This is a genomic window from Stutzerimonas sp. KH-1 (assembly GCF_054483855.1).
The window spans coordinates 1,340,677-1,362,802 of record NZ_CM137011.1; the positions used below are offsets into that span (position 1 = coordinate 1,340,677).

Annotated in this window: 22 protein-coding genes; 10 read left to right on the forward strand and 12 right to left on the reverse strand. The window is 62.7% G+C overall.

What is annotated here, in order from left to right; genetic code table 11:
• The first annotated feature begins 68 nt into the window (after positions 1–68).
• Positions 69–1,484, forward strand: coding sequence for an MltF family protein (locus ACX1DW_RS06475; RefSeq protein WP_458993041.1), 1,416 nt, complete (start codon positions 69–71; stop codon positions 1,482–1,484).
• Between the two features lie 6 nt (positions 1,485–1,490).
• Here ACX1DW_RS06475 and ACX1DW_RS06480 read toward each other — a convergent pair whose 3' ends face one another.
• From ACX1DW_RS06480 to ACX1DW_RS06500, 5 genes are all read right to left on the reverse strand, one after another.
• A complete protein-coding gene (locus ACX1DW_RS06480; protein WP_458993042.1) occupies positions 1,491–2,498 on the reverse strand; it encodes a lipase secretion chaperone in 1,008 nt (335 codons plus the stop codon).
• Between the two features lie 58 nt (positions 2,499–2,556).
• Positions 2,557–3,492, reverse strand: coding sequence for an alpha/beta fold hydrolase (locus tag ACX1DW_RS06485; RefSeq protein WP_458993043.1), 936 nt, complete (start codon positions 3,490–3,492; stop codon positions 2,557–2,559).
• A gap of 312 nt (positions 3,493–3,804) precedes the next feature.
• Positions 3,805–4,302, reverse strand: a complete 498-nt coding sequence (greB, locus tag ACX1DW_RS06490; protein ID WP_458993044.1) for a transcription elongation factor GreB — start codon at positions 4,300–4,302, stop codon at positions 3,805–3,807.
• A gap of 40 nt (positions 4,303–4,342) precedes the next feature.
• Positions 4,343–6,844, reverse strand: a complete 2,502-nt coding sequence (locus ACX1DW_RS06495) for an ABC transporter permease (RefSeq protein ID WP_458993045.1) — start codon at positions 6,842–6,844, stop codon at positions 4,343–4,345.
• On the reverse strand, positions 6,844–7,530 hold the full coding sequence (locus tag ACX1DW_RS06500; protein ID WP_011913160.1) for an ABC transporter ATP-binding protein: 687 nt from the start codon (positions 7,528–7,530) through the stop codon (positions 6,844–6,846). The genes ACX1DW_RS06495 and ACX1DW_RS06500 overlap by 1 nt, the downstream gene beginning before the upstream one ends.
• Before the next feature lie 11 nt (positions 7,531–7,541).
• On the opposite strand from ACX1DW_RS06500, the gene ACX1DW_RS06505 reads away from it, so the two are divergent.
• The 3 genes from ACX1DW_RS06505 to ACX1DW_RS06515 all read left to right on the forward strand — a co-directional run bounded on the left by ACX1DW_RS06505 (position 7,542) and on the right by ACX1DW_RS06515 (position 9,515).
• A complete protein-coding gene (locus ACX1DW_RS06505) occupies positions 7,542–8,147 on the forward strand; it encodes an arylesterase (RefSeq protein ID WP_458993046.1) in 606 nt (201 codons plus the stop codon).
• A 43-nt stretch (positions 8,148–8,190) separates the two neighbouring features.
• Positions 8,191–8,472, forward strand: a complete 282-nt coding sequence (locus ACX1DW_RS06510) for a hypothetical protein (RefSeq protein WP_063543104.1) — start codon at positions 8,191–8,193, stop codon at positions 8,470–8,472.
• A gap of 71 nt (positions 8,473–8,543) precedes the next feature.
• Positions 8,544–9,515, forward strand: coding sequence for a L,D-transpeptidase family protein (locus tag ACX1DW_RS06515; protein ID WP_102841168.1), 972 nt, complete (start codon positions 8,544–8,546; stop codon positions 9,513–9,515).
• 62 nt (positions 9,516–9,577) lie between these two features.
• Here ACX1DW_RS06515 and ACX1DW_RS06520 read toward each other — a convergent pair whose 3' ends face one another.
• The gene (locus tag ACX1DW_RS06520) at positions 9,578–9,832 is read right to left on the reverse strand and encodes an Lpp/OprI family alanine-zipper lipoprotein (protein WP_003294452.1); all 255 of its coding nucleotides are present in this window, start codon (positions 9,830–9,832) and stop codon (positions 9,578–9,580) included.
• Between the two features lie 392 nt (positions 9,833–10,224).
• On the opposite strand from ACX1DW_RS06520, the gene ACX1DW_RS06525 reads away from it, so the two are divergent.
• A complete protein-coding gene (locus ACX1DW_RS06525) occupies positions 10,225–10,506 on the forward strand; it encodes a GNAT family N-acetyltransferase (RefSeq protein WP_063543100.1) in 282 nt (93 codons plus the stop codon).
• A 39-nt stretch (positions 10,507–10,545) separates the two neighbouring features.
• Here the strand turns inward: ACX1DW_RS06525 and ACX1DW_RS06530 are convergent, their stop codons facing one another.
• Positions 10,546–11,622 carry a 3-deoxy-7-phosphoheptulonate synthase gene (locus ACX1DW_RS06530; RefSeq protein ID WP_102841167.1) on the reverse strand — a complete coding sequence of 359 codons (1,077 nt, stop codon included), beginning with the start codon at positions 11,620–11,622 and terminating at the stop codon, positions 10,546–10,548.
• A gap of 262 nt (positions 11,623–11,884) precedes the next feature.
• On the opposite strand from ACX1DW_RS06530, the gene ACX1DW_RS06535 reads away from it, so the two are divergent.
• Positions 11,885–12,877 (forward strand): putative 2-dehydropantoate 2-reductase, encoded by a 993-nt coding sequence (locus ACX1DW_RS06535; RefSeq protein WP_458993047.1) that lies wholly within the window; start codon positions 11,885–11,887, stop codon positions 12,875–12,877.
• A 141-nt stretch (positions 12,878–13,018) separates the two neighbouring features.
• Entirely contained in the window at positions 13,019–13,993 is a 975-nt protein-coding gene (gene cysB, locus ACX1DW_RS06540; RefSeq protein ID WP_063543094.1) for an HTH-type transcriptional regulator CysB, read from the forward strand.
• Positions 13,994–14,059: 66 nt separating this feature from the next.
• Here the strand turns inward: cysB and ACX1DW_RS06545 are convergent, their stop codons facing one another.
• The gene (locus ACX1DW_RS06545; RefSeq protein ID WP_458993048.1) at positions 14,060–14,794 is read right to left on the reverse strand and encodes a phosphoadenylyl-sulfate reductase; all 735 of its coding nucleotides are present in this window, start codon (positions 14,792–14,794) and stop codon (positions 14,060–14,062) included.
• A gap of 191 nt (positions 14,795–14,985) precedes the next feature.
• Between ACX1DW_RS06545 and thrH the strand changes: the two genes are divergently transcribed.
• Positions 14,986–15,603, forward strand: coding sequence for a bifunctional phosphoserine phosphatase/homoserine phosphotransferase ThrH (thrH, locus tag ACX1DW_RS06550; RefSeq protein WP_102841163.1), 618 nt, complete (start codon positions 14,986–14,988; stop codon positions 15,601–15,603).
• A 170-nt stretch (positions 15,604–15,773) separates the two neighbouring features.
• Here the strand turns inward: thrH and pabB are convergent, their stop codons facing one another.
• The 4 genes from pabB to rloA are packed head-to-tail and all read right to left on the reverse strand — an operon-like array spanning position 15,774 to position 20,220.
• Complete coding sequence (pabB, locus tag ACX1DW_RS06555; RefSeq protein WP_458993049.1) at positions 15,774–17,114, reverse strand: aminodeoxychorismate synthase component I; 1,341 nt, start codon at positions 17,112–17,114, stop codon at positions 15,774–15,776.
• A 50-nt stretch (positions 17,115–17,164) separates the two neighbouring features.
• Entirely contained in the window at positions 17,165–18,148 is a 984-nt protein-coding gene (locus ACX1DW_RS06560) for an alpha-L-glutamate ligase-like protein (RefSeq protein ID WP_102841161.1), read from the reverse strand.
• Between the two features lie 3 nt (positions 18,149–18,151).
• Positions 18,152–19,678, reverse strand: a complete 1,527-nt coding sequence (gene rloB / locus ACX1DW_RS06565; RefSeq protein ID WP_458993050.1) for an osmotic stress tolerance membrane protein RloB — start codon at positions 19,676–19,678, stop codon at positions 18,152–18,154.
• Positions 19,679–19,683: 5 nt separating this feature from the next.
• A complete protein-coding gene (gene rloA / locus ACX1DW_RS06570; RefSeq protein WP_063543082.1) occupies positions 19,684–20,220 on the reverse strand; it encodes a retropepsin-like aspartic peptidase RloA in 537 nt (178 codons plus the stop codon).
• 268 nt (positions 20,221–20,488) lie between these two features.
• On the opposite strand from rloA, the gene ACX1DW_RS06575 reads away from it, so the two are divergent.
• A complete protein-coding gene (locus tag ACX1DW_RS06575) occupies positions 20,489–21,214 on the forward strand; it encodes a GntR family transcriptional regulator (RefSeq protein ID WP_125868907.1) in 726 nt (241 codons plus the stop codon).
• Complete coding sequence (gene prpB / locus ACX1DW_RS06580) at positions 21,211–22,098, forward strand: methylisocitrate lyase (RefSeq protein WP_458993051.1); 888 nt, start codon at positions 21,211–21,213, stop codon at positions 22,096–22,098. The genes ACX1DW_RS06575 and prpB overlap by 4 nt, the downstream gene beginning before the upstream one ends.
• Positions 22,099–22,126 lie beyond the last annotated feature (28 nt).

Here is a 22,126-nt window from a genome sequence, read left to right on the forward strand (position 1 = left end):
TTGCCACCTTTTTGCGGGCAGGGAGTACCGCAACAGCGTCCTTCGTGTCCCAAACCGGTGCATCTTCGATGTCACGATTGCTGCCACTTCTGCTCTGCCTGTTGCTGAGTTCGCTGCCGCTCACGGCAAGCGCCCGCGTGGCCGGACCGGAGGCCTGGCAGTCGAGCGACAAGGTACGTGATCTGGCCGAAATTCGCCGCAGCGGTGTGTTACGCGTGCTGGTGAACCAGAGCCGCAACAGCTCCGGTGAGGTCAAGGGCGAAGCGATCGGCGTGGAATATGCCCGCTTGCGTGCCTTCGAGCAGTATCTGAACCGCAACGCCGCGCCCGGGCGGGCCATTACCCTCAAGATCGTTCCCAAGGCCAAGGACCAGCTGCTCGGCGCGCTGCAGCGCGGCGAAGGGGATCTGGTGGCGCCCGGGGAACTACTGCCGCTGGCCGGCATGAAGGGCATCAGTCGCAGCCGGCCGGTGGTCCGCGATGTGGCGCTGGTAGTGGTCGGACGTCAGGGCGGGCCGCGCTACCAGCGCCTTGAGCAGCTCTCCGGTCGCAGTCTCGCGCTTGCCCCTGGCAGTGCGGCCGGGCCGGCGTTGGCGCGGCTGAACAAGCAGCTGATGGAGCGCAAGCTGGCGCCCATCGTCGCCGAGTGGGTCGACCCAACGCTGGCGGTGGAGGATGTGCTGGAGATGGTGCACGCCGGCGTCTATCCGGCCACGGTCGTCGAACAGACCATCGCGCAACGCTGGGCCAAGGTGATGCCGAAGCTGCGCATCGAGCAGCACCTGAGCCTCGGCGAGAAGACCAGCATGCACTGGTTCGTGCGCAAGGACGCCAGCATGCTGCGCGCCAGTGCTGATCGCTTTCTCAAGGATTTCGATCTGCCGGACAACCAGGATGCCGCCTTCGAACGGGTCTACCGGCGACTGTACAAGGTGCAGTATCCGCTGGATCGAGTCGGCCGTCAGCGTCTGGAAAAGGTCCGCCCGACGCTGCAGCGCTACGCCGAGCAGATCGAGCTGGACTGGCTGAACCTTGCAGCGCTGGCGTTCAAGGAGTCCACGCTAAATCCGGCTGCGAAGGGCGCCGGCGGCGCGACCGGGCTGATGCAGGTCACGCCGGCGACCGCCCGGGCGATGGGCGTGAGCAACATCCAGCAGCTGGATAACAACGTGCAGGCCAGCGCCGAGTACCTGGCCAATATCCGCCGCAACCATTTCGCCAGCCCGCGGTTGAACGAGCGCGAGCGCATGGCGTTCATCCTTGCGGCCTACAATCTCGGGCCGCAGCGGGTGCAGAGCATGCGCGCCGAAGCCAGGCGGCGCGGTCTGAATCCGGACCAGTGGTTCTTCCAGGTCGAGCGCATCGCCATGGAAACGGTCGGCATGGGCGTGGTGGCCTACGTCAACAGCGTCAACAAGTACTACCTGGCCTATCAGCGCGAGCGCTATCTGCTGGAGGCGGACCGCAAGACCGCCGCCAACTGATCTCGCTCAGCGAGTCTGATTCTGCTGCAGAGCAGCGAGCAGCCGCAGACGCTCGCTGTCACTGAAGTGCTGTGCTTCCAGTCGCTCGACGGCGGCGCGGCGTTCAACCTCATCCAGCCCGCGGACGGCTTCGATACGGGCGAGCTTCTGCTGATAGCTGGCGACGCGTTGCTGCCATTGCTGTCGCTGCCTATCCAGCGCTTCCAGCCGATCCGCCGCGGCGCTGCCGACCAGTTGCTGGCGCAGCTGATGCAGCTGCTGCGGGCCCGCTCCGCTCGCCAGCAGAGCTTTGGTCTGCTCACGCAGCTCGGTCTGTAGTTGAGGGGTCAGCAGGTCCTGCAATTCAGCGGGCAGCCCGGCGCGCAGCTGATCGATGGCACGGCCCTTGGCATCGCTGTCCAGCGCGGGATCGGAGCGAATGGCCAGCCGCTCCAGGCTGAAATGGTCATAGGCTTCCTCCAGGCCGAAGAACGCCTGGTGTACCGTCGGATCGAGCACGCGCGCGCGTAGTGCCCGTATCGCGCTTAACCGCTGCCGCATCGCAGCGAGATCCGTTACTCGGGGATGAGCGACTTCGAAATCAAGGAGTTGACGCTTGTAGTTGAGATACTGGTTGAGCGTGGAGAGCGCTTGCGCCTTCGCGGGCTCCGACAGTTGCGTGGCGATTTGGCGACGCAGGCGCTCGATGCTCTGCTTCAGCGGCTCCTCACCGATGGCGCTGAGAAAGTAGTCGAACAGCTGGCGAAGCTCGCGGTCGATGATCAGGTTGCCGGCAGTGTCCAGCTGGAACTGGCCGTCGACCTGGGTGCCCTTGAACGATTCGGGCAGCTTCGCCGTGACCTGTGGTGTCGTGCCGGTCGCTGCGCGCTGGGCAGTGCGTGCGGGAGTCTGGTTGGCTGCAGGGGACGAGGCGGGCGCTCCGGCCATCGGCGCCTCTGTGGATGCGGGCCGGGTGAGGAAGATGCCCAGACCCAGCGCGACGGCCAGCGGCAACAGAAGGATGGTTCTGCTCATGGAGTGGCCTTGCAGTGGCGGCCGGGATCGACGATCCCGGCCTGGTTCATGAGACGGTTCAAAGACCCGCGTTCTTCAATCGGTTGGCGTGCTGGCGGTAGACGCTGACCGGGTCGGTCTCGAACAGGCTGATCAGCCCCATGAACTGGTTAACCTCGTCCAGATGGTTCATGCGATAGTTGTCGCGGATCACCATCCCCAGATGCGAACTGCAGCGCCCCACCAGCCCGTCGTTAGGGCCGCTGAAGGCCAGCGAGCCGGCGCCCATCATGGCGTCGCTCACGTCCAGTGGATTGGTCAGTGGGCTGGTGCCGCTCCAGGAGTAGTAGTGCACGCCGTTGACCTTGTAAGCGCCTTCGCCGCATGCGGTGGTGGGTATGCCCTGGGGGAACTTGGCATTGAAGCGGGCCGCGCCCTCGCTGTTGAGCGATTCCAGCGAACCCAGGGAGTTCTGCGGAGCGGTGCTGGAACTGCCGGAGACGAAGTTGATGAAGGCGCCCATGGCGTTCACCAAGCCGGCAATTATGGCCTCACCGGATGAACCCTCTGGAACCTTGCGGATTAGATCCGCCACGTCCGAGCCCTTGTGTGGCGCGCCGACACTAGTGACCGAGGCGATCAGGTCCGGCCGTACGCCTGCCACGTACCGGATGGTCGGTCCGCCGTGGCTGTGGCCGATCAGGTTGACCTTCGGCTTGCCGCTGATAGCAACGATTTCCTCGACCTGGGCCAGCAGTTCCTCGCCACGCAGTTCCGATGTGTTGAGCTGGCTGACTTCGGTGACGTAGACCTGCGCGCCGTCTCGGCGCAGCGCACTGGGGATGCCATACCAATAGTCGATGCCCAGCAGACTGTCGAAACCCAGCATGCCGTGGGCGAGCACGATCGGGTACTTCGTGGCGGTGTAGCCGCTGCCGGTGGCAGCGAATGCCTGACCGGAAAGCGCCAGGGCGCTTCCGAGACAGAGGGCGAGCAAGGTTTTGTTCTTGTTCATGGACGCACTCTTCGAATGTGAATCGGGCTATGGGGCAGTCCCTTGCCGTTCACCGCGCATGGCGCGTACTGCGCCCTTGCCAGCGCAGCATTCGTGCCAGAGCCGACCCACTCGGCAGCGTCCGCTCTAACTGGCGGATCGCAGCGATGCGGGTAGCGTTGCGCTATCAGGCGGGTTGGGTGTGCCTGTTACGAAGCGAAACGCCAGAGTGGGTGATTAGGTGATGATCTGGTTTTTTCGCAGAACATGAGCTTTTAAAGCCTGCATGATCGACGATTATCGTGACTAAATGTTCTGTATCTGACTGCCTGGTCATGGGTAGTCGATGGCGACCACGTACCAGAATTTCGTCCCCGTTGGCGTCTGTACTTGCACCTCGGCGTCCAGCGCCTTGCCAACCAGCGCGCGTGCCAGCGGCGAATCGATGCTGATCATGCCCAGGCGCAGGTCCAGTTCATCGGGGCCGACGATGCGGTAGCGGGCCTGCTCGCCGTCTTCATCCTCGAGCGTCACCCAGGCGCCGAAGTACACCTTGTTGGGGTCGCTGGGTCGTTCGCTGACGACCTTCAGCTTTTCCAGGCGTTTGGTCAGAAAGCGCACGCGACTGTCGATCTCGCGCAGCATTTTCTTGCCGTAGGTGTACTCGGCATTTTCCGAACGGTCACCTTGCGCCGCGGCTTCGCTGACCGACTGGGTAACCTGTGGTCGCCTGACATGCCAAAGTTCGTGCAATTCGGCGCGCAGCCGGGCCTCGCCTTCTGGTGTGATCAGCGGCGTGCCGGCCGGGCGGGGTGGGCGATAACGGCTCATTGAATTCCGACCTCGCTGCAAAAGCGCCGATTGTAGCGCTTCAGTTCTCGCGCAGTACGCTCAACGGGCTCGCGTTGAGGGCGCGACGCGTGCCGATCAGCCCGGCGCTGCCTACCAGCAGCGCGCCGATCAGCGGCAATAACAACAGCCAGGGATGCGGCTGCCAGCGCAGGTCGAACGCATAGTGATAGAGCAGGGCGCTCACCAGTTCGCAGCCAAGCGCGGCGAGCAGGCCGCTGGCAGCGCCGAGCAATCCGAACTCGGCCCGGCGCGCCCTCAGCAGCAGACGCCGTTCGGCCCCCAGCGCGCGCAGTAGCGCACCCTGGCGGATGCGTTCGTCCAGTGTCGCTTGCAGACCGGCGAAGAGCACGGCCAGCCCCGCCGCCAGCACGAACAGCAGTACGTACTCCACAGCCAGCGAGACCTGCGCGAGAATGCTGCGCAGCTGGGCCAGCAGCGCCTCCACCTGGAGCAGGGTCACCGACGGGAACGTCCGCGCCAGCTCCACCAGTTCGCGCTCGTTGCCTGGTGGCAGGTGAAAGCTGGTCATGTAGGTGGCCGGCATGCCCTGCAGGGTGTCGGGCTCGAAGATCATGTAGAAGTTGGGCTGGAAGCTGTCCCAGTTGACCTCGCGCAGGCTGGTGACGCGAGCGTCACGCGTCAGCCCGCCTATGGTGAAGCTCAGCTGGTCGCCCAGCTTCAGCTGCAGGCTTTCGGCCAGTTCGGCCTCGACGGACACGCCTGGCAGCTCCGCCTCGGCCCGCTCATGCCACCATTGGCCAGCCACCAGATGATTGTCCTTGGGCAGGTCGGCCGCCCAGGTCAGGCTGAGATCGCGACGAATCGCGCGTTCGCCCTGGGACTCCTTGCTGACCAGCTGGCGGACCGGCTCGCCATTGATCGCCACGAGTCGGCCCGGCACCACCGGATACAGCGGCGCGGCATGGCTGGAGAGTGCGTCGATTCGCTCTGCGAAGGCATCCTTTTCTGCAGGCAACACGTTGAGTACGAAATGGTTGGGTGCGTTGTCCGGCAACTGGTCCTGCCAGGTGTCGAGCAGCTCGCCGCGCAGCAAGGCGATCAGTGCCATGGCCAACAGGATCAGTCCGAAGGCAAGTGCCTGGCCGGCGGCTGCAAGCGGATGCCGCAGCAGCTGACCCAGACCCAGCCGCCAGCTCAGCGAAGCGCCGGCAAGCAGGCGACGCATACCCTTCAGGCCGAGCAGCAGCAGGCCTCCCAGCACCAACGTGGCAAGCAGGCCGCCGCCCAGCAGAGCCAGGGTGATCTTCAGGTCCAGGCTCAGCCGCCACATGATCAGGCCGAGGGCCAGGATCGCCGTGCCGTACACCAGCCAGGCGCTGGGTGGCACCGGCAGCAGGTCGCGGCGCAGTACCCGCAATGGTGGTACGCGACCCAGTCCTGCCAATGGCGGAAGGGCAAAGCCCGCCAGCGCCACCAGACCCGTGGCCACACCGGCTGCGGCGGGCCAGATGCCGCCGGGGGGAATCTCCTGCGCCAGCAGATCGCGCAGGAGGTAGAACAGCCCGTGCTGTGCGGTCCAGCCGAGCAGGGCGCCGACAAGGCTGGCCAGCAGGCCAAGCATGCCCAGTTGCAAGGTATAGAGCAGCAGCGCGTCATGGCGGGAAAGGCCCAGACAGCGGAGCAGCGCACTGGCATCGAAGCGGCGTGTGGCGAAGCGGGCAGCCGACAGCGCGACGGCAACGCCCGCCAACAGAATCGCAGCCAGGCTCGCAAGGTTCAGATAGCGTTCCGCACGGCCCAGTGCGCCCCCTATCTGCCGGTTGCTGTCGCCGGCGGTTTCGATGCGTTGATGGGCTTGCAGACCGGGCTGCAGTGCCTGCTGGTAAGCCGCCAGTGCGGCGCTTTCGCCGCGCCAGAGCTCCCGGTAGCGCACTCGGCTGCCAGGCTGGACGACACCGGTCGCGGCAAGGTCGTCCAGGTGCATCAGCACGCGTGGCGTCAGGCTGTAGAAATCACCGACCCGATCGGGCTCGTAGGTCAACACGCGGGTCAGGCGCAGCAGCTTGTTGCCGACTTCGATGTCGTCACCGATTGCCAGGTCCAGGGCGGCGAACAGCCTGGCCTCGGCCCAGGCTTCACCCGGGGCCGGACCGGCGCCGGCTTCTTCGGCGCCGTAGGGCTGCGCCGCACTGCGCAAGGCGCCGCGCAGGGGATAGCTGTTGCTGGCCGCTTTGACACTGGCGAGCTGCAAGTCCTGGTCGGTTGCGATGACGCTGGAGAATTCGACCACCTGGGCATGTTCCAGCCCCTGTGCCTTGCCGGCGTCGATCTGTTGCGCCGAGGCGGGTGCGCTGCCGCCCAGCACCAGGTCGGCGCCAAGGAACTCGCTGGCCCGCAGCAGCATGGCGTCGTTCAGGCGTGCGCCGAAATAGCCGATGGCGGTACTGGCGGCGACGGCGATCAACAGGGCGAAAAACAGCACGCGCAACTCGCCGGCGCGAGCGTCGCGCAGCAACTGCCGGTAAGCCAGAGCGAACAGGCGCGCCTTGGGTAGGCCCATCATTCGCTCGTCTCGCTGGCGATCTGGCGCCCGCCCTCGAGGCGAAGCACGCGATGGCAGCGCCTGGCCAGGCGCTCGTCGTGGGTGACCAGCACCAAGGTCGTGCCGCGCTCGCGGTTAAGCTCGAACAACAGTTCGGTAATATGCGCGCCAGTATGGGTGTCGAGGTTGCCGGTGGGTTCGTCGGCAAACAGCACCTCGGGCTCGGCGGCGAAGGCGCGGGCCAGTGCGACGCGTTGCTGCTCGCCACCGGATAGCTGGCGGGGATAATGCTGCAGGCGCTCGCCCAGGCCGACGCGAGAGAGCAGCTCGGTGGCGCGCTCGCGAGCGTCGCGGCGCCCGTCCAGTTCCAGCGGCAGCATGACATTCTCCAGGGCGTTGAGGCTGTCGAGCAGCTGGAACGATTGAAAGACGAAACCGACGTGTTCGGCACGCACCCGCGCCCGCTGGTCTTCGTCGAGCGCCGCCAGCGCATGGCCGGCCAGATGAACTTCGCCCGAACTCGGCAGATCGAGCCCGGCCAGCAGGCCGAGCAGTGTCGACTTGCCCGACCCTGAGGTGCCGACGATGGCCAGGCTGTCGCCCTTGGCCAGCTGCAATGAGAGGTCGGCCAGGATGCTCAGCTCGCCTTCCGCGCTGGGTACCACTTTGTTAAGGTTCCGGGCGTCGAGAATGTTGCCGCTCATGAGGGAATCCGATGCGAAGATGGCTGAAATGCGGGGCCCTGGCGCTGCTGTGCTGGACTCAGGGAGTCCTGGCCGGAACCGTACTGGTGGTCGGCGATAGTATCAGCGCCGCTTTCGGGCTGGAAACCAGCCAGGGCTGGGTGCATCTGCTGCAGGAACGCCTCGTCGAGGGCGATGATTCCTGGCGTGTGGTGAACGCCTCTATCAGTGGCGATACCACGGCTGGCGGGCTTGCCAGGCTCGATCCGCTGCTCGAGGCGCACACCCCTGCGGTGGTCATTCTGGAGCTGGGCGGCAATGACGGATTGCGTGGGCAGTCGCCTGTGCAATTGAAACAGAATCTTGCCGAGATGATCGATCGCAGCCGCGAAGCGGGTGCCGAGGTTCTGTTGCTCGGGATGCGCATGCCGCCTAATTTGGGGCAGCGCTACACCCGCGCATTTGCGGATGCATTCGACTCGCTTGCAGCGGAGAAAAGCGTTGCTTACGTGCCGTTCTTGCTGGATGGCGTCGGCGGCGTCAGCGGCATGATGCAGGCCGATGGCATTCACCCGACGGCCGAGGCGCAGAGTCAGCTGCTGGAGACGGTCTGGCCGGCACTCGAACCCTTGCTTTGATGCGTGGGCGCAGCTACTGTCGCGCCCTCGATTGGAGCCTCAGATGTCGCGCTCAGCCAGGACCCTTTACGCTTATCGACTCATCGTGCCGGACGAGCAGTACGACATGTTCGCCTGCCGCGAGAATCGACTGCACCTGGCGTTGCGGCAGCTGGAACTGAACGGCAATGCCGACCGCACCCTGTGTGGCGGTTTGCTGCCGGCTCAGCCGCGCTGGAGGGAGCTCGAGCGGGCTACGCTGAAGGATCGGCAGCTGTGTCCCAACTGTCGCCAGTTGCTGGAGGCGCGACGCAAAGGCCTTCCGTCCGCCACGGCTGCCTGGTAGGTCACTGTTTCCGCGGCTTCAAGTACAATCGTCGTCATTTTCCTAAGCCACATTTTCCAAGGATTCTCCGAATGCTCTCGCGCGCGTCCGCTGTCGCCTCCTGTCTGTCATTCGCTGTGCTGTTATCGGCAGGCACGTGCGCCGCACTTGAGCTGCCATTGCCGCCCGAGGGTGACGATGTCGTCGGTCAGATCCAGGTCATCAAGGCGAAGTACGAAGATACCTTCGCTGCCATCGGTGAAGCCCACGATCTTGGCTATCTGGAGTTGGTCGCGGCCAACCCGGGGGTCGATCCGTGGTTGCCGGGAGAGGGGACGGACATCATTCTCCCGACCCGCTTCATCCTGCCACCGGGACCTCGCCAGGGTATCGTGATAAACATCGCCGAGTACCGCCTGTACTACTACCCGGAAGGCCAGAACGTGGTGCACACGTTCCCGCTGGGTATCGGCCGTGAAGGATGGGGGTCGCCTGTTGGCAATACGCGCATTTCGGCAATGACCAGCAATCCGGCCTGGTATCCGCCGCAGTCGATTCGTGAGGAGCACGCAGCCGATGGCGATCCGCTGCCTACCGTCGTGCCGCCAGGTCCGGACAACCCCCTCGGCCCTTACAAGATGAGCCTGGCCCTGCCGGGCTACCTCATCCACGGCTCGAACAAGAAGTTCGGCATTGGCATGCGCGTCAGCCATGGGTGCTTCCGCATGCTCAATCACAACGTGCTTGAGCTGGCAAAGATGGTCAAGGTCGGCACGCCGGTACGGATTATCGACGAGCCTTACAAGTTCGGTGTCAGCGATGGCAAGGTCTATCTTGAAGCGCATGCCCCGCTGGAAGAGAACGAGGAAAAGTCGCTGACCCTGATGGATAAGCACGCCATCGTCATCAATACCTTGCTCAAGCGTGACGAAGCGGCCGGCAATCTGCACCTGGACTGGGAGATGGTGCGTGAAATCATCGCAGGCGAAGACGGTCTGCCTATCCAGATCGCCGAGCAGCGCAACGAGGTCGAGGTGGCCGCTCAGAACGATCAGCTGTTCTGAGGCTCTATCTGGAGGCAAAAAAAAGCCGACCTGCAAAGGTCGGCTTTTTCATTTCGTGAAGCTTACTTGCGGCTGGCGCGTTCCAGCATACGCAGAGCACGCTCGTTGGCTTCGTCAGCAGTCTGCTGAGCCTTCTGAGCGGCGGCCAGAGCTTCGTCGGCCTTGCTGTACGCTTCGTCAGCGCGAGCCTGGGCGCGGGCAGCGGCGTCTTCGGTCGCGGTCAGGCGAGCTTCGCTTTCTTTGGTCATGCTGTTGCTGCAACCGGTAGCCAGAACTGCGGCCAGAGCCAGAGCAGAGAATTTCAGAACGTTGTTCATCTTGTTCCCCTTAAGGTGGAAATCCATAAAGCAACTTCCGTTATGGAAAGTTTGCGCGCACATACTACCTATAACTTAGCTTAAGTAAACTGAGCCGACAGGGGCGCCGAGGGTTTTTTTTCAATCGACCGCTGCTTTGATGTTTTGCGAGGCAAGTTGGATAAAAAACAGCCAACGCCTGGCTCGTTCACTTGGAGCTTCTAGTTGCATGATCCGCTCGTTGAAAGAAAGTTCCGCTATTACACCGAACAAATAATGATCAATCGGAGGCTGGCCGAATTGCACGGAAACAGGTAGAAAAGACAGCCTATGCAAGTTGTAGGCGGATGCAGTGACGTGCGCCCCAGCTAATCGGAGAACAAGAAGACAGGGCAACCTGCTGAGGAGACGAGATGAGCGATACGGTGCGCGTTCGCCACGACCAGGCTGGCCATCGCTTCGAGGCTGAGATCGATGGTGACTGTGCTTACCTGGCATATGTCGATCTAGGCAAGCAGACATTAGACATGTATCGCACCTACGTGCCCGACGCCCTGCGCGGCAAGGGCATCGCGGCGATTCTGGTGCAGCATGCGCTCGAGTATGCCGAGCGCGAGGGCTATCAGGTGATCCCGTCGTGCTCTTATGTCGAACGTTATATCGAGCGCCATCGCCCGAACGTGGGTGGTCGCTGAGTTGAATGAAAAAACGCCGGAGACCGGCGTTTTTTCGTTTCAGCTGCGCTGCCGTTTGGGTAGCACGTCCTTGAGCTTGTTGTGCATGCTCATGACTGCCTTCTCGGTTGTATCCCAGTCGATGCAGGCGTCGGTAATGGAGACGCCGTACTTGAGGTCGCACAGGTCCTTCGGGATCGCCTGATTGCCCCAGTTCAAGTGGCTTTCGACCATCAGGCCAACGATCGAGCTGTTGCCTTCCAGAATCTGGTTGGCAACGTTCTCCATGACCAGCGGCTGCAGCGCGGGATCCTTGTTGGAGTTCGCATGGCTGCAGTCGATCATGATGTTCGGCCGAATGCCGGCCTTGTTCAGCTCCTGTTCGCACAGCGCAACACTGACCGAGTCGTAGTTGGGCTTGCCATTGCCGCCGCGCAGCACCACGTGGCCGTAGTTGTTGCCCTTGGTGGTGACGATGGAGACACCGCCGGACTGGTTGATGCCAAGGAAACGATGGGGGCTGGAAACCGACTGCAGCGCGTTGATGGCGACAGTCAGGCTGCCGTCGGTGCCGTTCTTGAAGCCGACCGCAGAGGACAGCCCGGACGCCATCTCGCGGTGCGTCTGTGATTCGGTGGTGCGTGCGCCGATGGCCGACCAGCTGATCAGGTCCTGCAGGTACTGTGGAGAGATCGGGTCGAGCGCCTCGGTGGCGGTGGGCAGGCCCATTTCCGCCAGATCGAGCAGCAGCTTGCGACCGATGTGCAGGCCATCCTGGATCTTGAATGAATCATCCATGTAGGGATCGTTGATCAGGCCTTTCCAGCCGACCGTGGTGCGAGGCTTCTCGAAATACACGCGCATGACGAGGAAAAGGCTGTCGGAGACCTTTTCCGCCAGTACCTTTAGGCGCTCGGCGTACTCATGGGCGGCTTTCAGGTCATGGATGGAGCAGGGGCCGATCACCAGGAACAGGCGGTGATCCTTGCCGTCGAGAATGTCGCGTACGACCTGACGCCCGTGGGAGACGGTCTGCAATGCCGAGGCGGTCAGCGGGATTTCACGCTTCAATTGCTCCGGCGTGATCAGGGTCACGTTGGACGCAACGTTGAGGTCGTCGATTGGTAAATCAGCCATTTGTCACTCGTCAGGAATCACGGAGCCGTCCGCCAGCGATCCCGGTGCGGCGGAACAGAGCTTGAGGGCGCAGCGGGGAAACGGAACCTTAGCGCTAAAGGGCTGAATCGACAACGAGATTGATAGCGTATTGAGGCGATCCGCCTGTCGAACTTCGCAACGCCGAGCGGGACGCTGTGATGCGCATCGCCGGGCTGCTATCGTTCGGTTTTTCAACCGGTTGGCGCGATGGACGCGGCCAGCCGCCTGATCTGGAGTGCTTATGTCTGCAGCCAATCCACGTATAGGCATCATCGGCACCGGCGCCATCGGAGGTTTCTACGGCCTGATGCTGGCGCGCGCGGGCTTCGATGTGCATTTCCTGCTGCGCAGCGAATACGATGCCGTGCTTGCCCGGGGTCTGCAGGTCAATAGTGCGGTGCACGGGCCGCTGCTGCTGGAGCAGCCGCAGATCTACCGCGATGCCGCCCTGATGCCGCAATGCGACTGGCTGCTGGTCGGGGCGAAGAGCACCAGTAATCAGGAACTGGCGCCAGTCATCGCCCAGGTCGCTGCGCCTGGCTGCAAAGTCGTGGTGCTGCAGAACGGGCTGGGCGTGGAGGATGTGCTCAGGCCGTTCCTGCCAGAGAACGTGCACCTGCTGGGTGGGCTTTGCGCGATCTGTGCACATCGCTCTGCACCGGGCGTCGTCGAACACCAGGCGCTGGGTGGGGTGAACCTTGGCTACCATTCGGGGCCTGCCACCCTGGATCCGCAGGCGCAACAGGCACTATTGGGCGAAATGGCCGAGATGCTGCGGCAGGCCGGAGTAGATTCCTCGCCGATGCCCAGCCTGGCGCAAGCGCGCTGGATGAAGCTGGTGTGGAACGTCCCGTTCAACGGCCTCTCGGCTCTGCTTGACGCTGGTACCGAGTCGCTGTTGGCCAGTGACGATACGCGGGCGCAGATCAAGACCATCATGCAGGAGGTCTGCACTGCGGCGCAGGCGCTGGGTTGTTCGTTGCCGGAAGATTTCCCCGAGAAGCTGCTGATGGGGACCGCGCGGATGCCCGACTATCTGCCCAGCATGTACCACGACCGTTTCCAGAATCGGCCGATGGAGCTCGAGGCGATCTATGCAGCGCCACTTGCCGCGGCGGCGCAGCAGGGTGTCTCCATGCCCTGCACCGAAATGCTCTATCGCCTGTTGCGTTTTCTGGAGCAGCGTAACGGCGCCTCACGCAAACGCCGGGTCCGGTTTTCACCGCGCTGCTAAGCTCAACGGCAGTCGCGGCGAGTCAGACCAAAGGTCGCACAGCAAAAGCCGGACGGAACATCTATCATCCGTTGGCGCACCGTTCATAAGGTTATAAGTGTTGCGGCAGGCGCAGTGGTGCCTTTGCCTTGAGGGATTTCTATGAAGCTTCAACAACTGCGTTACATCTGGGAAGTGGCGCACCATGACCTCAACGTTTCGGCAACCGCCCAGAGCCTGTTCACCTCGCAACCGGGTATCAGCAAACAGATTCGCCTGCTGGAGGACGAACTCGGCGTCGAGGTCTTCGCCCGCAGCGGCAAGCATCTGACGCGGGTGACACCGGCGGGGGAGCGGATCATCACCACGGCCGGCGAAATCTTGCGCAAGTGCGAAAGCATCAAGCAGATCGCCCAGGAGTTCTCCAACGAAAAGAAGGGCACCCTGAGCATCGCCACTACCCACACCCAGGCACGTTATGCGCTGCCCCAGGTGATCAGCAGCTTCATCAAGCAGTACCCGGACGTTTCGCTGCACATGCATCAGGGCACGCCGATGCAGATCGCCGAAATGGCCGCCGATGGCACGGTTGATTTCGCCATCGCCACCGAGGGGCTGGAGCTGTTCGGCGACTTGGTGATGATGCCCTGCTATCGCTGGAACCGCTGCGTGATCGTGCCTCGCGGTCATCCGCTGGCGAAGCTGGACAAGCTCACTCTGGAAGCGCTGGCAGAGCACCCGATCGTGACCTACGTGTTCGGTTTCACCGGGCGCTCCAAGCTCGACGAAGCCTTCGGCCATCGCGGTCTCGTGCCGAAGGTGGTCTTCACTGCGGCCGACGCGGACGTGATCAAGACCTACGTCCGGCTCGGGCTGGGAGTGGGGATCGTGGCGCGCATGGCGGTGGACCCGAACCTGGATTCGGATCTGGTGGTGCTCGATGCCAGTGAGCTGTTCGAGTCCAGCGTGACCAAGATCGGTTTCCGCCGCGGCACTTTCCTGCGTGGCTTCATGTGCGACTTCATCCAGCAGTTCGCCCCACATCTGAATCGGGACATGCTGGAGAAGGCCATCCAGTGCCGCAACAAGGCGGAACTGGACGAGTTGTTCGACGGAATGCAGCTGCCGACATACTAATCGGCTGAAACGGGTTGAGAGTTTGTCGTCCAACCCGTCACAGGTTTTTACCGCCGCGGTGTGCGGTCAGCTTTTGGCGATCAGATTGCCGGCGTGCAGCCCGCATTCCTTATGCGTCGCTTCCTCCCACCACCAGCGTCCTTCGCGCTCGTGCTGGTTCGGTAGAACCGGACGGGTGCAGGGCTCGCAGCCAATGCTGATGAAACCCCGCTCGTGCAGGCTGTTGTAGGGGATTTCCAGCATGCGGATGTAACCCCAGACTTCCTCGCTGGTCATCTGCGCCAGCGGGTTGAACTTGTACAGAGTGTGGTCCGGCGTCGAGAACGCGCTATCCAGCTCCAGCACCGCAACCTGGCTGCGCGTGCCCGGGCTCTGGTCGCGCCGCTGGCCGGTGGCCCAGGCACGGACGATCGACAGCTTGCGGCGCAGCGGCTCGATCTTGCGGATACCGCAGCATTCGCCATGACCATCGCGGTAGAAACTGAACAGGCCCTTTTCGTTGACCAGCGGCTGCAGCAACGCCGGGTCCGGTGTCATGATCTCGATGGCGATGCCGTAGTGATCACGGACCTGCTCGATGAAGCGGTAGGTCTCGCTGTGCAGGCGCCCGGTATCGAGGGTGAATACCTTGACGCTCTTGTTCAGCTTCCAGGCCATGTCCAGCAGCACCACGTCTTCGGCACCACTGAAGGAGATCCACAGGTCATCGCCGAACAGATCGAAGGCGAGCTTAAGAACGTCTTGTGGCGATTTATCGGCGTAGGCGGCGGCCAACGCTGCGACGTCGATGGATGGGCTCATCAGGCGGCTTCCTTATAGATGACAATGGCGCTTTGGCGCTCTGAGGTCGGGGATGGTAGCAAACGCCGTTTATGCCGCTAAATAACGTTTAGGTACGCCTTTCAGCCTTTTCAGGTATAAGCCCTGCGTTGCTTCGGCTGCGAGCTGCCGTTAGAGTGCCGCCTTCAATTTTCTGCATTGAGGAGTGGCCCGTGGAAATAGCCTGTCTCGACCTGGAAGGTGTGCTGGTTCCGGAAATCTGGATCGCCTTTGCCGAGGCCACCGGAATCGAATCGCTCCGGGCGACCACACGGGACATCCCCGACTATGACGTGCTGATGAAGCAGCGCCTGCGTATTCTCGACGAGCATGGCCTGAAGCTCGCCGATATCCAGGAGGTCATTGCCACCCTCAAGCCGCTGGACGGGGCTCGGGAATTCGTCGACTGGCTGCGCGAGCGCTTCCAGGTGGTGATCCTTTCCGACACCTTCTACGAGTTCTCCCAACCGCTGATGCGCCAGCTGGGCTTCCCGACGCTGCTCTGCCATCGCCTGATCACCGACGAGACCGATCGCGTGGTTGATTATCAGCTGCGCCAGAAGGATCCCAAGCGTCAGTCGGTCATCGCACTGAAGAGCCTGTACTACCGCGTCATCGCCGCAGGCGACTCGTACAACGACACGACCATGCTCAGTGAGGCGCACGCCGGCATCCTGTTCCACGCGCCGGATAACGTCATCGCCGAGTTCCCGCAGTTCCCGGCGGTGCACACCTTCGATGCGCTCAAGCAGGAATTTCTCAAGGCGTCGAATCGCAAGCTCGCCCTCTGACGCAGCCACGAGCTGCAGGGCATAAGCGGCAAGAAAGGGGTCTGGATGCGCTGTGTAGGGTGGGCTTTAGCCCACCAGCTACAGGCCCTGCCGCACGTTGGCAGTACCAACGAGGGGCAGGTTTCAGAGAGTTGATGGTTACCCGTCCCTGAAACTGATCTGCTCGCAGCTTACAGCCCTTCCAGCGTTCTCATCAGAACGCTCACCTTGTCGATCGACTCCTGGTACTCCGACTGCCAGTCCGAGTCGGCGACGATGCCACCACCGCCCCAGCAACTGACCTGTTCATCACGCACGAGCAGGGTGCGGATGGCGATGGAGCTGTCCATCTCTCCTCTGACATCGATGTAGAGCAACGACCCGCAATAGATCGAGCGGCGGGTAGGTTCCAGTTCGTCGATGATCTGCATGGCGCGGATCTTCGGCGCCCCGGTGATGGAGCCGCCGGGGAAGCTGCCGGCGAGGAGGTCGAAGGCATCGTGGTCAGCGGCCAGTTCGCCGGTGACGCAGCTCACCAGATGATGAACATTGGGGTAGCTTTCCAACGCAAACAGCTGCGGCACGCGCACGCTGCCGATGCGACAGCTGCGGCCGAGATCGTTACGCAGCAGGTCGACGATCATCAGGTTCTCGGCGCGGTCCTTGTCGCTGGCCAGTAGCGCCTGCGCCTGTGAGGCATCGCTCTGCTCGTCGTGGCCGCGGGGCCGCGTGCCCTTGATCGGTCGCGTCTCCACAAGGCCACGCTCTAGGCGCAAAAAACGCTCCGGCGACAGGCTGACGATGGCGCCGTCGTCGAGGGCAACGAAGCCGGCGAATGGCGTCGGGCACACCTTGCGCAGCGCCTTGTAGGCACTCCAGGCATCACCCGAACAGGTGGCGCGAAAACGCTGGGTGTAGTTCACCTGGTAGCAGTCGCCTGCCTGGATATACGCCTGGATGCGCTCGATGCCGCGGCGATAGGCGTCCCGGGAGATGTCTGCAGTGAATCGGCCGTGCAGCCTGAACGGCGGGGCTGCGGCGGGCGTGGTCGCTTCGAACAGACGGATCAGGCGCTCGCGGTCGACCGGGGCGCAGGCAGGGTGAAACAGCAGCTGACTGGTCTGACGCTGGTGATCAGTGATCAGCGCCCATTCATAGAGCCCCAGACGCGCAAGCGGCAGGCTGTTGTCGTCGCGAGCGTGCTGTGGAAGCGTTTCCAGGCGCGCGCCGAAGTCATAGCTCAGCAGGCCGATCAGCCCGCCCGTGAATGGCAGTTCGCAGTTGTTGGGCAGCTCTGCCGGCCCCAGGTCGTGCAATGCCTGGCGCAAACGCTGGAAGAAGTCGCGCCCCGATTCGTTTCGGGCAGGCTCGAAGAGTGCCGCCGGCCAGGCGCTGAGGATGTCGAAGCGCCCGCGCACGGCTGTCGGTCGGCCGGAATCCAGCAGGACGGCACCGTAAGCATGGCGGATGCGTTCGAACCATGGGGCGGGGTCAGCCAGATAGGGCAGGGCGTGCAGCGTGCAGGTCGGCATGGTCGAATCGATATGGGCCGGCCCGCGAGATGCACGGGCCGGCCGATGGGTCAGTCGTGCGGCGGAACGTGGCCGAAGAGCTCCTGGGAGAACTTCACCCGCTCCTCGACGGTTTCCTGAATGCCTTTCGCCTTGAGCTCTTCCAGGCGATTTTCCACCGCATGGGCGCGGTGGGTCAGGCCGCAGTCGTTGGCGATCTGGATGTTCAGCCCCGGACGCGCGTTCAGCTCGAGGATCAGCGGACCCTTGTCCTGGTCGAGCACCATGTCGACACCGATGTAGCCCAGGCCGCAGAGCTCGTAGCAGCCGGCAGCCAGCTTCATGAAGCCATCCCAGTTGGGCAGCTGCACGCCATCCACCGCATTGGTGGTATCCGGGTGCTTGGTGATCTTGTTGTTCAGCCAGGTGCCACGCAGGGTGATGCCGGTAGCGAGGTCGACGCCGACGCCGATCGCGCCCTGGTGGAGGTTGGCCTTCCCACCAGATTGACGAGTCGGCAGGCGCAGCATGGCCATTACCGGGTAACCCATCAGCACGATGATGCGGATGTCCGGCACACCCTCGTAGCTGATGCTCTTGAAGATCGGGTCCGGTGTGACGCGGTATTCGATCAGTGCACGGTCACGATGACCGCCCAACGAATAGAGTCCGGTGAGAATGTTGGAGATCTGATGCTCGATCTCCTCATGGGTCATGATCTTGCCCGAGACGGTCTTGTAGCGGCCCTCGAAGCGGTCGGCGATCACCAGGATGCCATCGCCGCCAGCGCCCTGGGCCGGCTTGACGACGAAATCGGTGTGGTCCTTGACGATGTCCTTGAGCTTGTCGATGTCCTTTTCGGTCTCGATGATGCCGTACATCTCCGGCACATGAATGCCGGCCTCGATGGCGCGCTGCTTGGTGATGATCTTGTCATCGACGATCGGGTACAGGCTGCGCTTGTTGTACTTGAGCACGTAGTCCGCATTGCGGCGGTTGATGCCCATGATGCCCTTGGCTTCCAGGGCCTTCCACGTCTTGATCAGACCGAACATGGCTCAATCCTTCAGAAAGGCTTTGAAGCGGAACAGCTCGGTCAGGCGGTAGCCGCGGTAGCGACCCATCGCCAGCATGAAGCCCACCATGATCAACAGCACCGCCGGGAAGGTGAAGATGAAATAGGTCAGCGCCTGGATGTTCATCAGCATGAACGCCAGGCTCGCGGCGATCAGCGTGCCGACCGCCACTTTGAAGGCGTGGCCGCCGCCGCGCTCTTCCCAGGTGATGGACAGGCGTTCGATGGTCATGGTCAGGATCACCATCGGGAACAGCGATACCGATAGCCCGCGTTCGAGGCCGAGCTTGTGGCTCAGGAGGCTGATTACCGCGATCAGCACCACGACGAAGGTCAACACCACCGACAGGCGCGGCAGCATCTGCAGCTTGAGGTGCTCCAGATACGAACGCAGCGACAGGCCCAGTGCGGTGATCAGGGTGAAGAGGATGATGCCGAAGCCGATCTGGGTTTCGCGGAAGGCCAGGGCGATCAGCACCGGGGTGAAGGTGCCGAGGGTCTGCAGGCCGCCGAGGTTGCGCAGGATCAGGATCACGAGTACGCCGATCGGGATCATGATCATGATCTGGTAGGTCTGCTGGGTTTGCAGCGGCAGGCCGTACAGCGAGTACTCGAGGAAGTCGGCGTCGGTATTCTCGTCGGTCAGCTTGGCCAGGCGGATGGCGTTCATTTCGCTGTTGTTGAGCGTGAAGGTCACCTGTGGGTTGCGTCCGCCTTCCAGATTGATCAGCGGCTCGTCACCGGTCCACCAGACCAGGCGGTCTGCCGGCAGGCCCTGCTCGCCGGTCCCCGGATTGAAGTACAGCCACTTGTCACCGTTGAAGCTGCGCAGCCAGAGCTCGGGCGTCTGCGGCTGGTCGGCGTTCAGTCGGACGGTATGGACGCGCTCCATCGGGACATGGGCGATCGACAGCAGCAACTCGATGACGCTGGCCTTGTTGGCGATCGAGGCATCGCCGCCGAGCAGCAGCTTGACGTTGTCATCGTTGGGATTGTTGACACGCTTGATGGCTTCGCTGATGAACGTCTCGACGTCCGCCGAGTGCTGGCGGATCGGTGAGAGCAGAGCTTCGGCAGCAATCTTTTCCGGACCCTCTACAGGGATGCTGTCGCGGAAGATCGGGCCGGTCGCCTTGGTCTGCTCGCCGCTGTAGCGCTTGGTGAGCACAAGACGGTAGTAGAGCGTCTGGTTGCCGCTGGCACGGCGCGCGGACCAGGTGACGCGGCGGTTGCCGTCGGCCCGGTTGATGCTGACGCCGTAGTTGTTGGAGATGAAGCTTTCGTTGAGGCTGACGAACTCCTGATTCAGCGGCGGCACGAACATCTGCAGCTTCACCGGCTCGCGGGGGCTGGCCTGGAATTCGATCTTCGCGTCGATGTTCCACAGGTCGTCGGTTTCATCTTCGGTAACCGGGATGCCCAGTACGAAGATCTGGTAGGCGGTGATCGAAACTCCCAGTGCGACGAGCAGGAAGATCAGGACTTTCAGATGCAGAGTGAGAGCGCGCATGGGTATTACTCGTCAGCGTCAGATTCGTTGAGGCAACCGGGTTTGCCGGCAATAAAGGTGCGACTCGGGTCGACCAGGGCGCCGAAGCGGGTGAGCGCGTCGGAACCGATCAAAAGTGGGTATTGGAAAGCGGTACGGTCCGTGAGGTTCACTTCGATCGTGCGTTTGGCCTTGCCCATGCACAGATCGAGCTCGATAACGGGGCGCGCCGTATAGGTTTTTTCCTCTTCAGGATCGTAGTCGCCAGCCCGACGCTTGATCTTGCTGATTCGTGCCAGCGGCCGCTCGATCGGGTGCGCGTGGGCGTCGTCTAGAGCCAGGTAGAAACGTACCCAGGATTTGCCGTTGCGCTTGAACCGCTCGATATCCCGGGCGCTGAGCGAGGCGGTCTGGGCGCCGGTATCGAGTTTGGCTTCCACCTCGAGGCCGAAGTCGGGCAGGCCCACGTATTCGTTGAGGCCATAGATGGTGTTGTCGGCAGCCTGGGTGGCTGTGGGCAGGATCGAGATGCAGAGCAGCAGAAATAAAACTTTTACTCTCATGGACCTGATATCTAAGGGAAGGGACGAAACGGAAATGACGTACGGCCTGGCGCGTCTGGTAGCGGTGGCGAGCGAGCGGGCTGGGCGCGAAAGGCTGGCATTCTAGCATGGCGCTTTCAACACAGGACAACGGTGAGCGAGGACTCGAAGCGACGCCTTCATGGTTACGACTTTAGTAAAGGTGTCGACAATCTATCGGGCTTGCTTGTTGACTGTGGGTTTCGTCAGGCGTAATTTCGCCGGACCGAGTTGGAGATTGTCGACAATCATGTTGGATACCGTTGAAGTCGCCCCGGCAGCGCAACAGATAGACAGTGGCACGCTTGCCGAGCACGTGTTTCGCCTGATTCAGGCTGCCATCGTCAAGGGTGAGATCGCTCCGGGAAGCAAGATTTCCGAGCCGGAACTGGCGCGCACCTACGGCATCAGCCGCGGACCGCTGCGCGAAGCGATTCATCGGCTTGAAGGGCAGAAGCTGTTGATTCGTGTGCCGCATGTGGGCGCACGGGTGGTTTCGCTGAGCCACGCCGAGCTGATCGAACTCTATGAAATTCGCGAGTCACTCGAGGGCATGGCCTGCCGCCTCGCCGCCGAGCGCATGAGCGAGGCGGAGATCGACGATCTGCGCCGGGTACTGCGCACCCACGAGCGCGACGAAGCATTTCAAGCTGGTGTCGGCTACTACCAGCAGGAAGGCGACTTCGATTTCCACTACCGGATCATCCAGGGCAGCGGCAACCGCACGCTGGCCAAACTGCTGTGCGACGAGCTCTACCAGCTCGTGCGCATGTACCGCATCCAGTTCTCAACGACGCCGAACCGGCCGCATCAGGCCTTCGCCGAACACCACCGGATTCTCGACGCCATCGCCGAGCGCGATGGTGAGTTGGCGGAACTGCTGATGCGCCGCCATATCGCCGCTTCCAAGCGCAATGTCGAGCGCCACTTCAAGGGCGCTCTTGAGCAAACACCACAACCAAGAGGTGAGGCATGACACTCCCAACCCCCGGTCAGCGATTCCGCGATGCGGTCGCCAGCGAACATCCCCTGCAGGTGGTCGGTGCGATCAACGCCAACCATGCGTTGCTGGCCAAGCGTGCCGGCTTCAAGGCGATCTATCTGTCCGGCGGCGGCGTCGCGGCCGGCTCGCTGGGGCTGCCTGACCTTGGCATTACCGGACTCGACGATGTGCTGACCGACGTACGCCGGATCACCGACGTCTGCGACCTGCCGCTGCTGGTGGATGTCGACACCGGCTTCGGCTCCTCGGCCTTCAACGTGGCCCGCACCGTCAAGTCGATGATCAAGTTCGGCGCGGCGGCGATCCACATCGAGGATCAGGTCGGCGCCAAGCGCTGCGGCCATCGTCCGAACAAGGAGATCGTCTCGCAGCAGGAGATGGTCGACCGCATCAAGGCGGCGGTGGACGCGCGCACCGACGACAGCTTCGTGATCATGGCGCGTACCGATGCGCTGGCGGTGGAAGGGCTGAACTCGGCGCTGGATCGTGCTGCCGCCTGCATCGAGGCCGGCGCCGACATGATCTTCCCCGAGGCGATCACCGAGCTGGACATGTACAAGGTCTTTGCCGAGCGGGTGAAGGCGCCGATCCTGGCCAACATCACCGAGTTCGGTGCCACGCCGCTGTACACCACCGAGCAGCTGGCCAGCGTCGACGTGTCGCTGGTGCTATATCCGTTGTCGGCGTTCCGCGCCATGAACAAGGCTGCCGAGAACGTTTACACCGCGCTGCGCCGTGATGGTACTCAGGCGAACGTGATCGACACCATGCAGACCCGCATGGAGCTCTACGATCGCATCAACTATCACGCGTTCGAACAACACCTTGACGCGCTGTTCGCCCAGAAGAAGAGCTGACGAGTAGCGCCCGACCGATTTGCCAGCG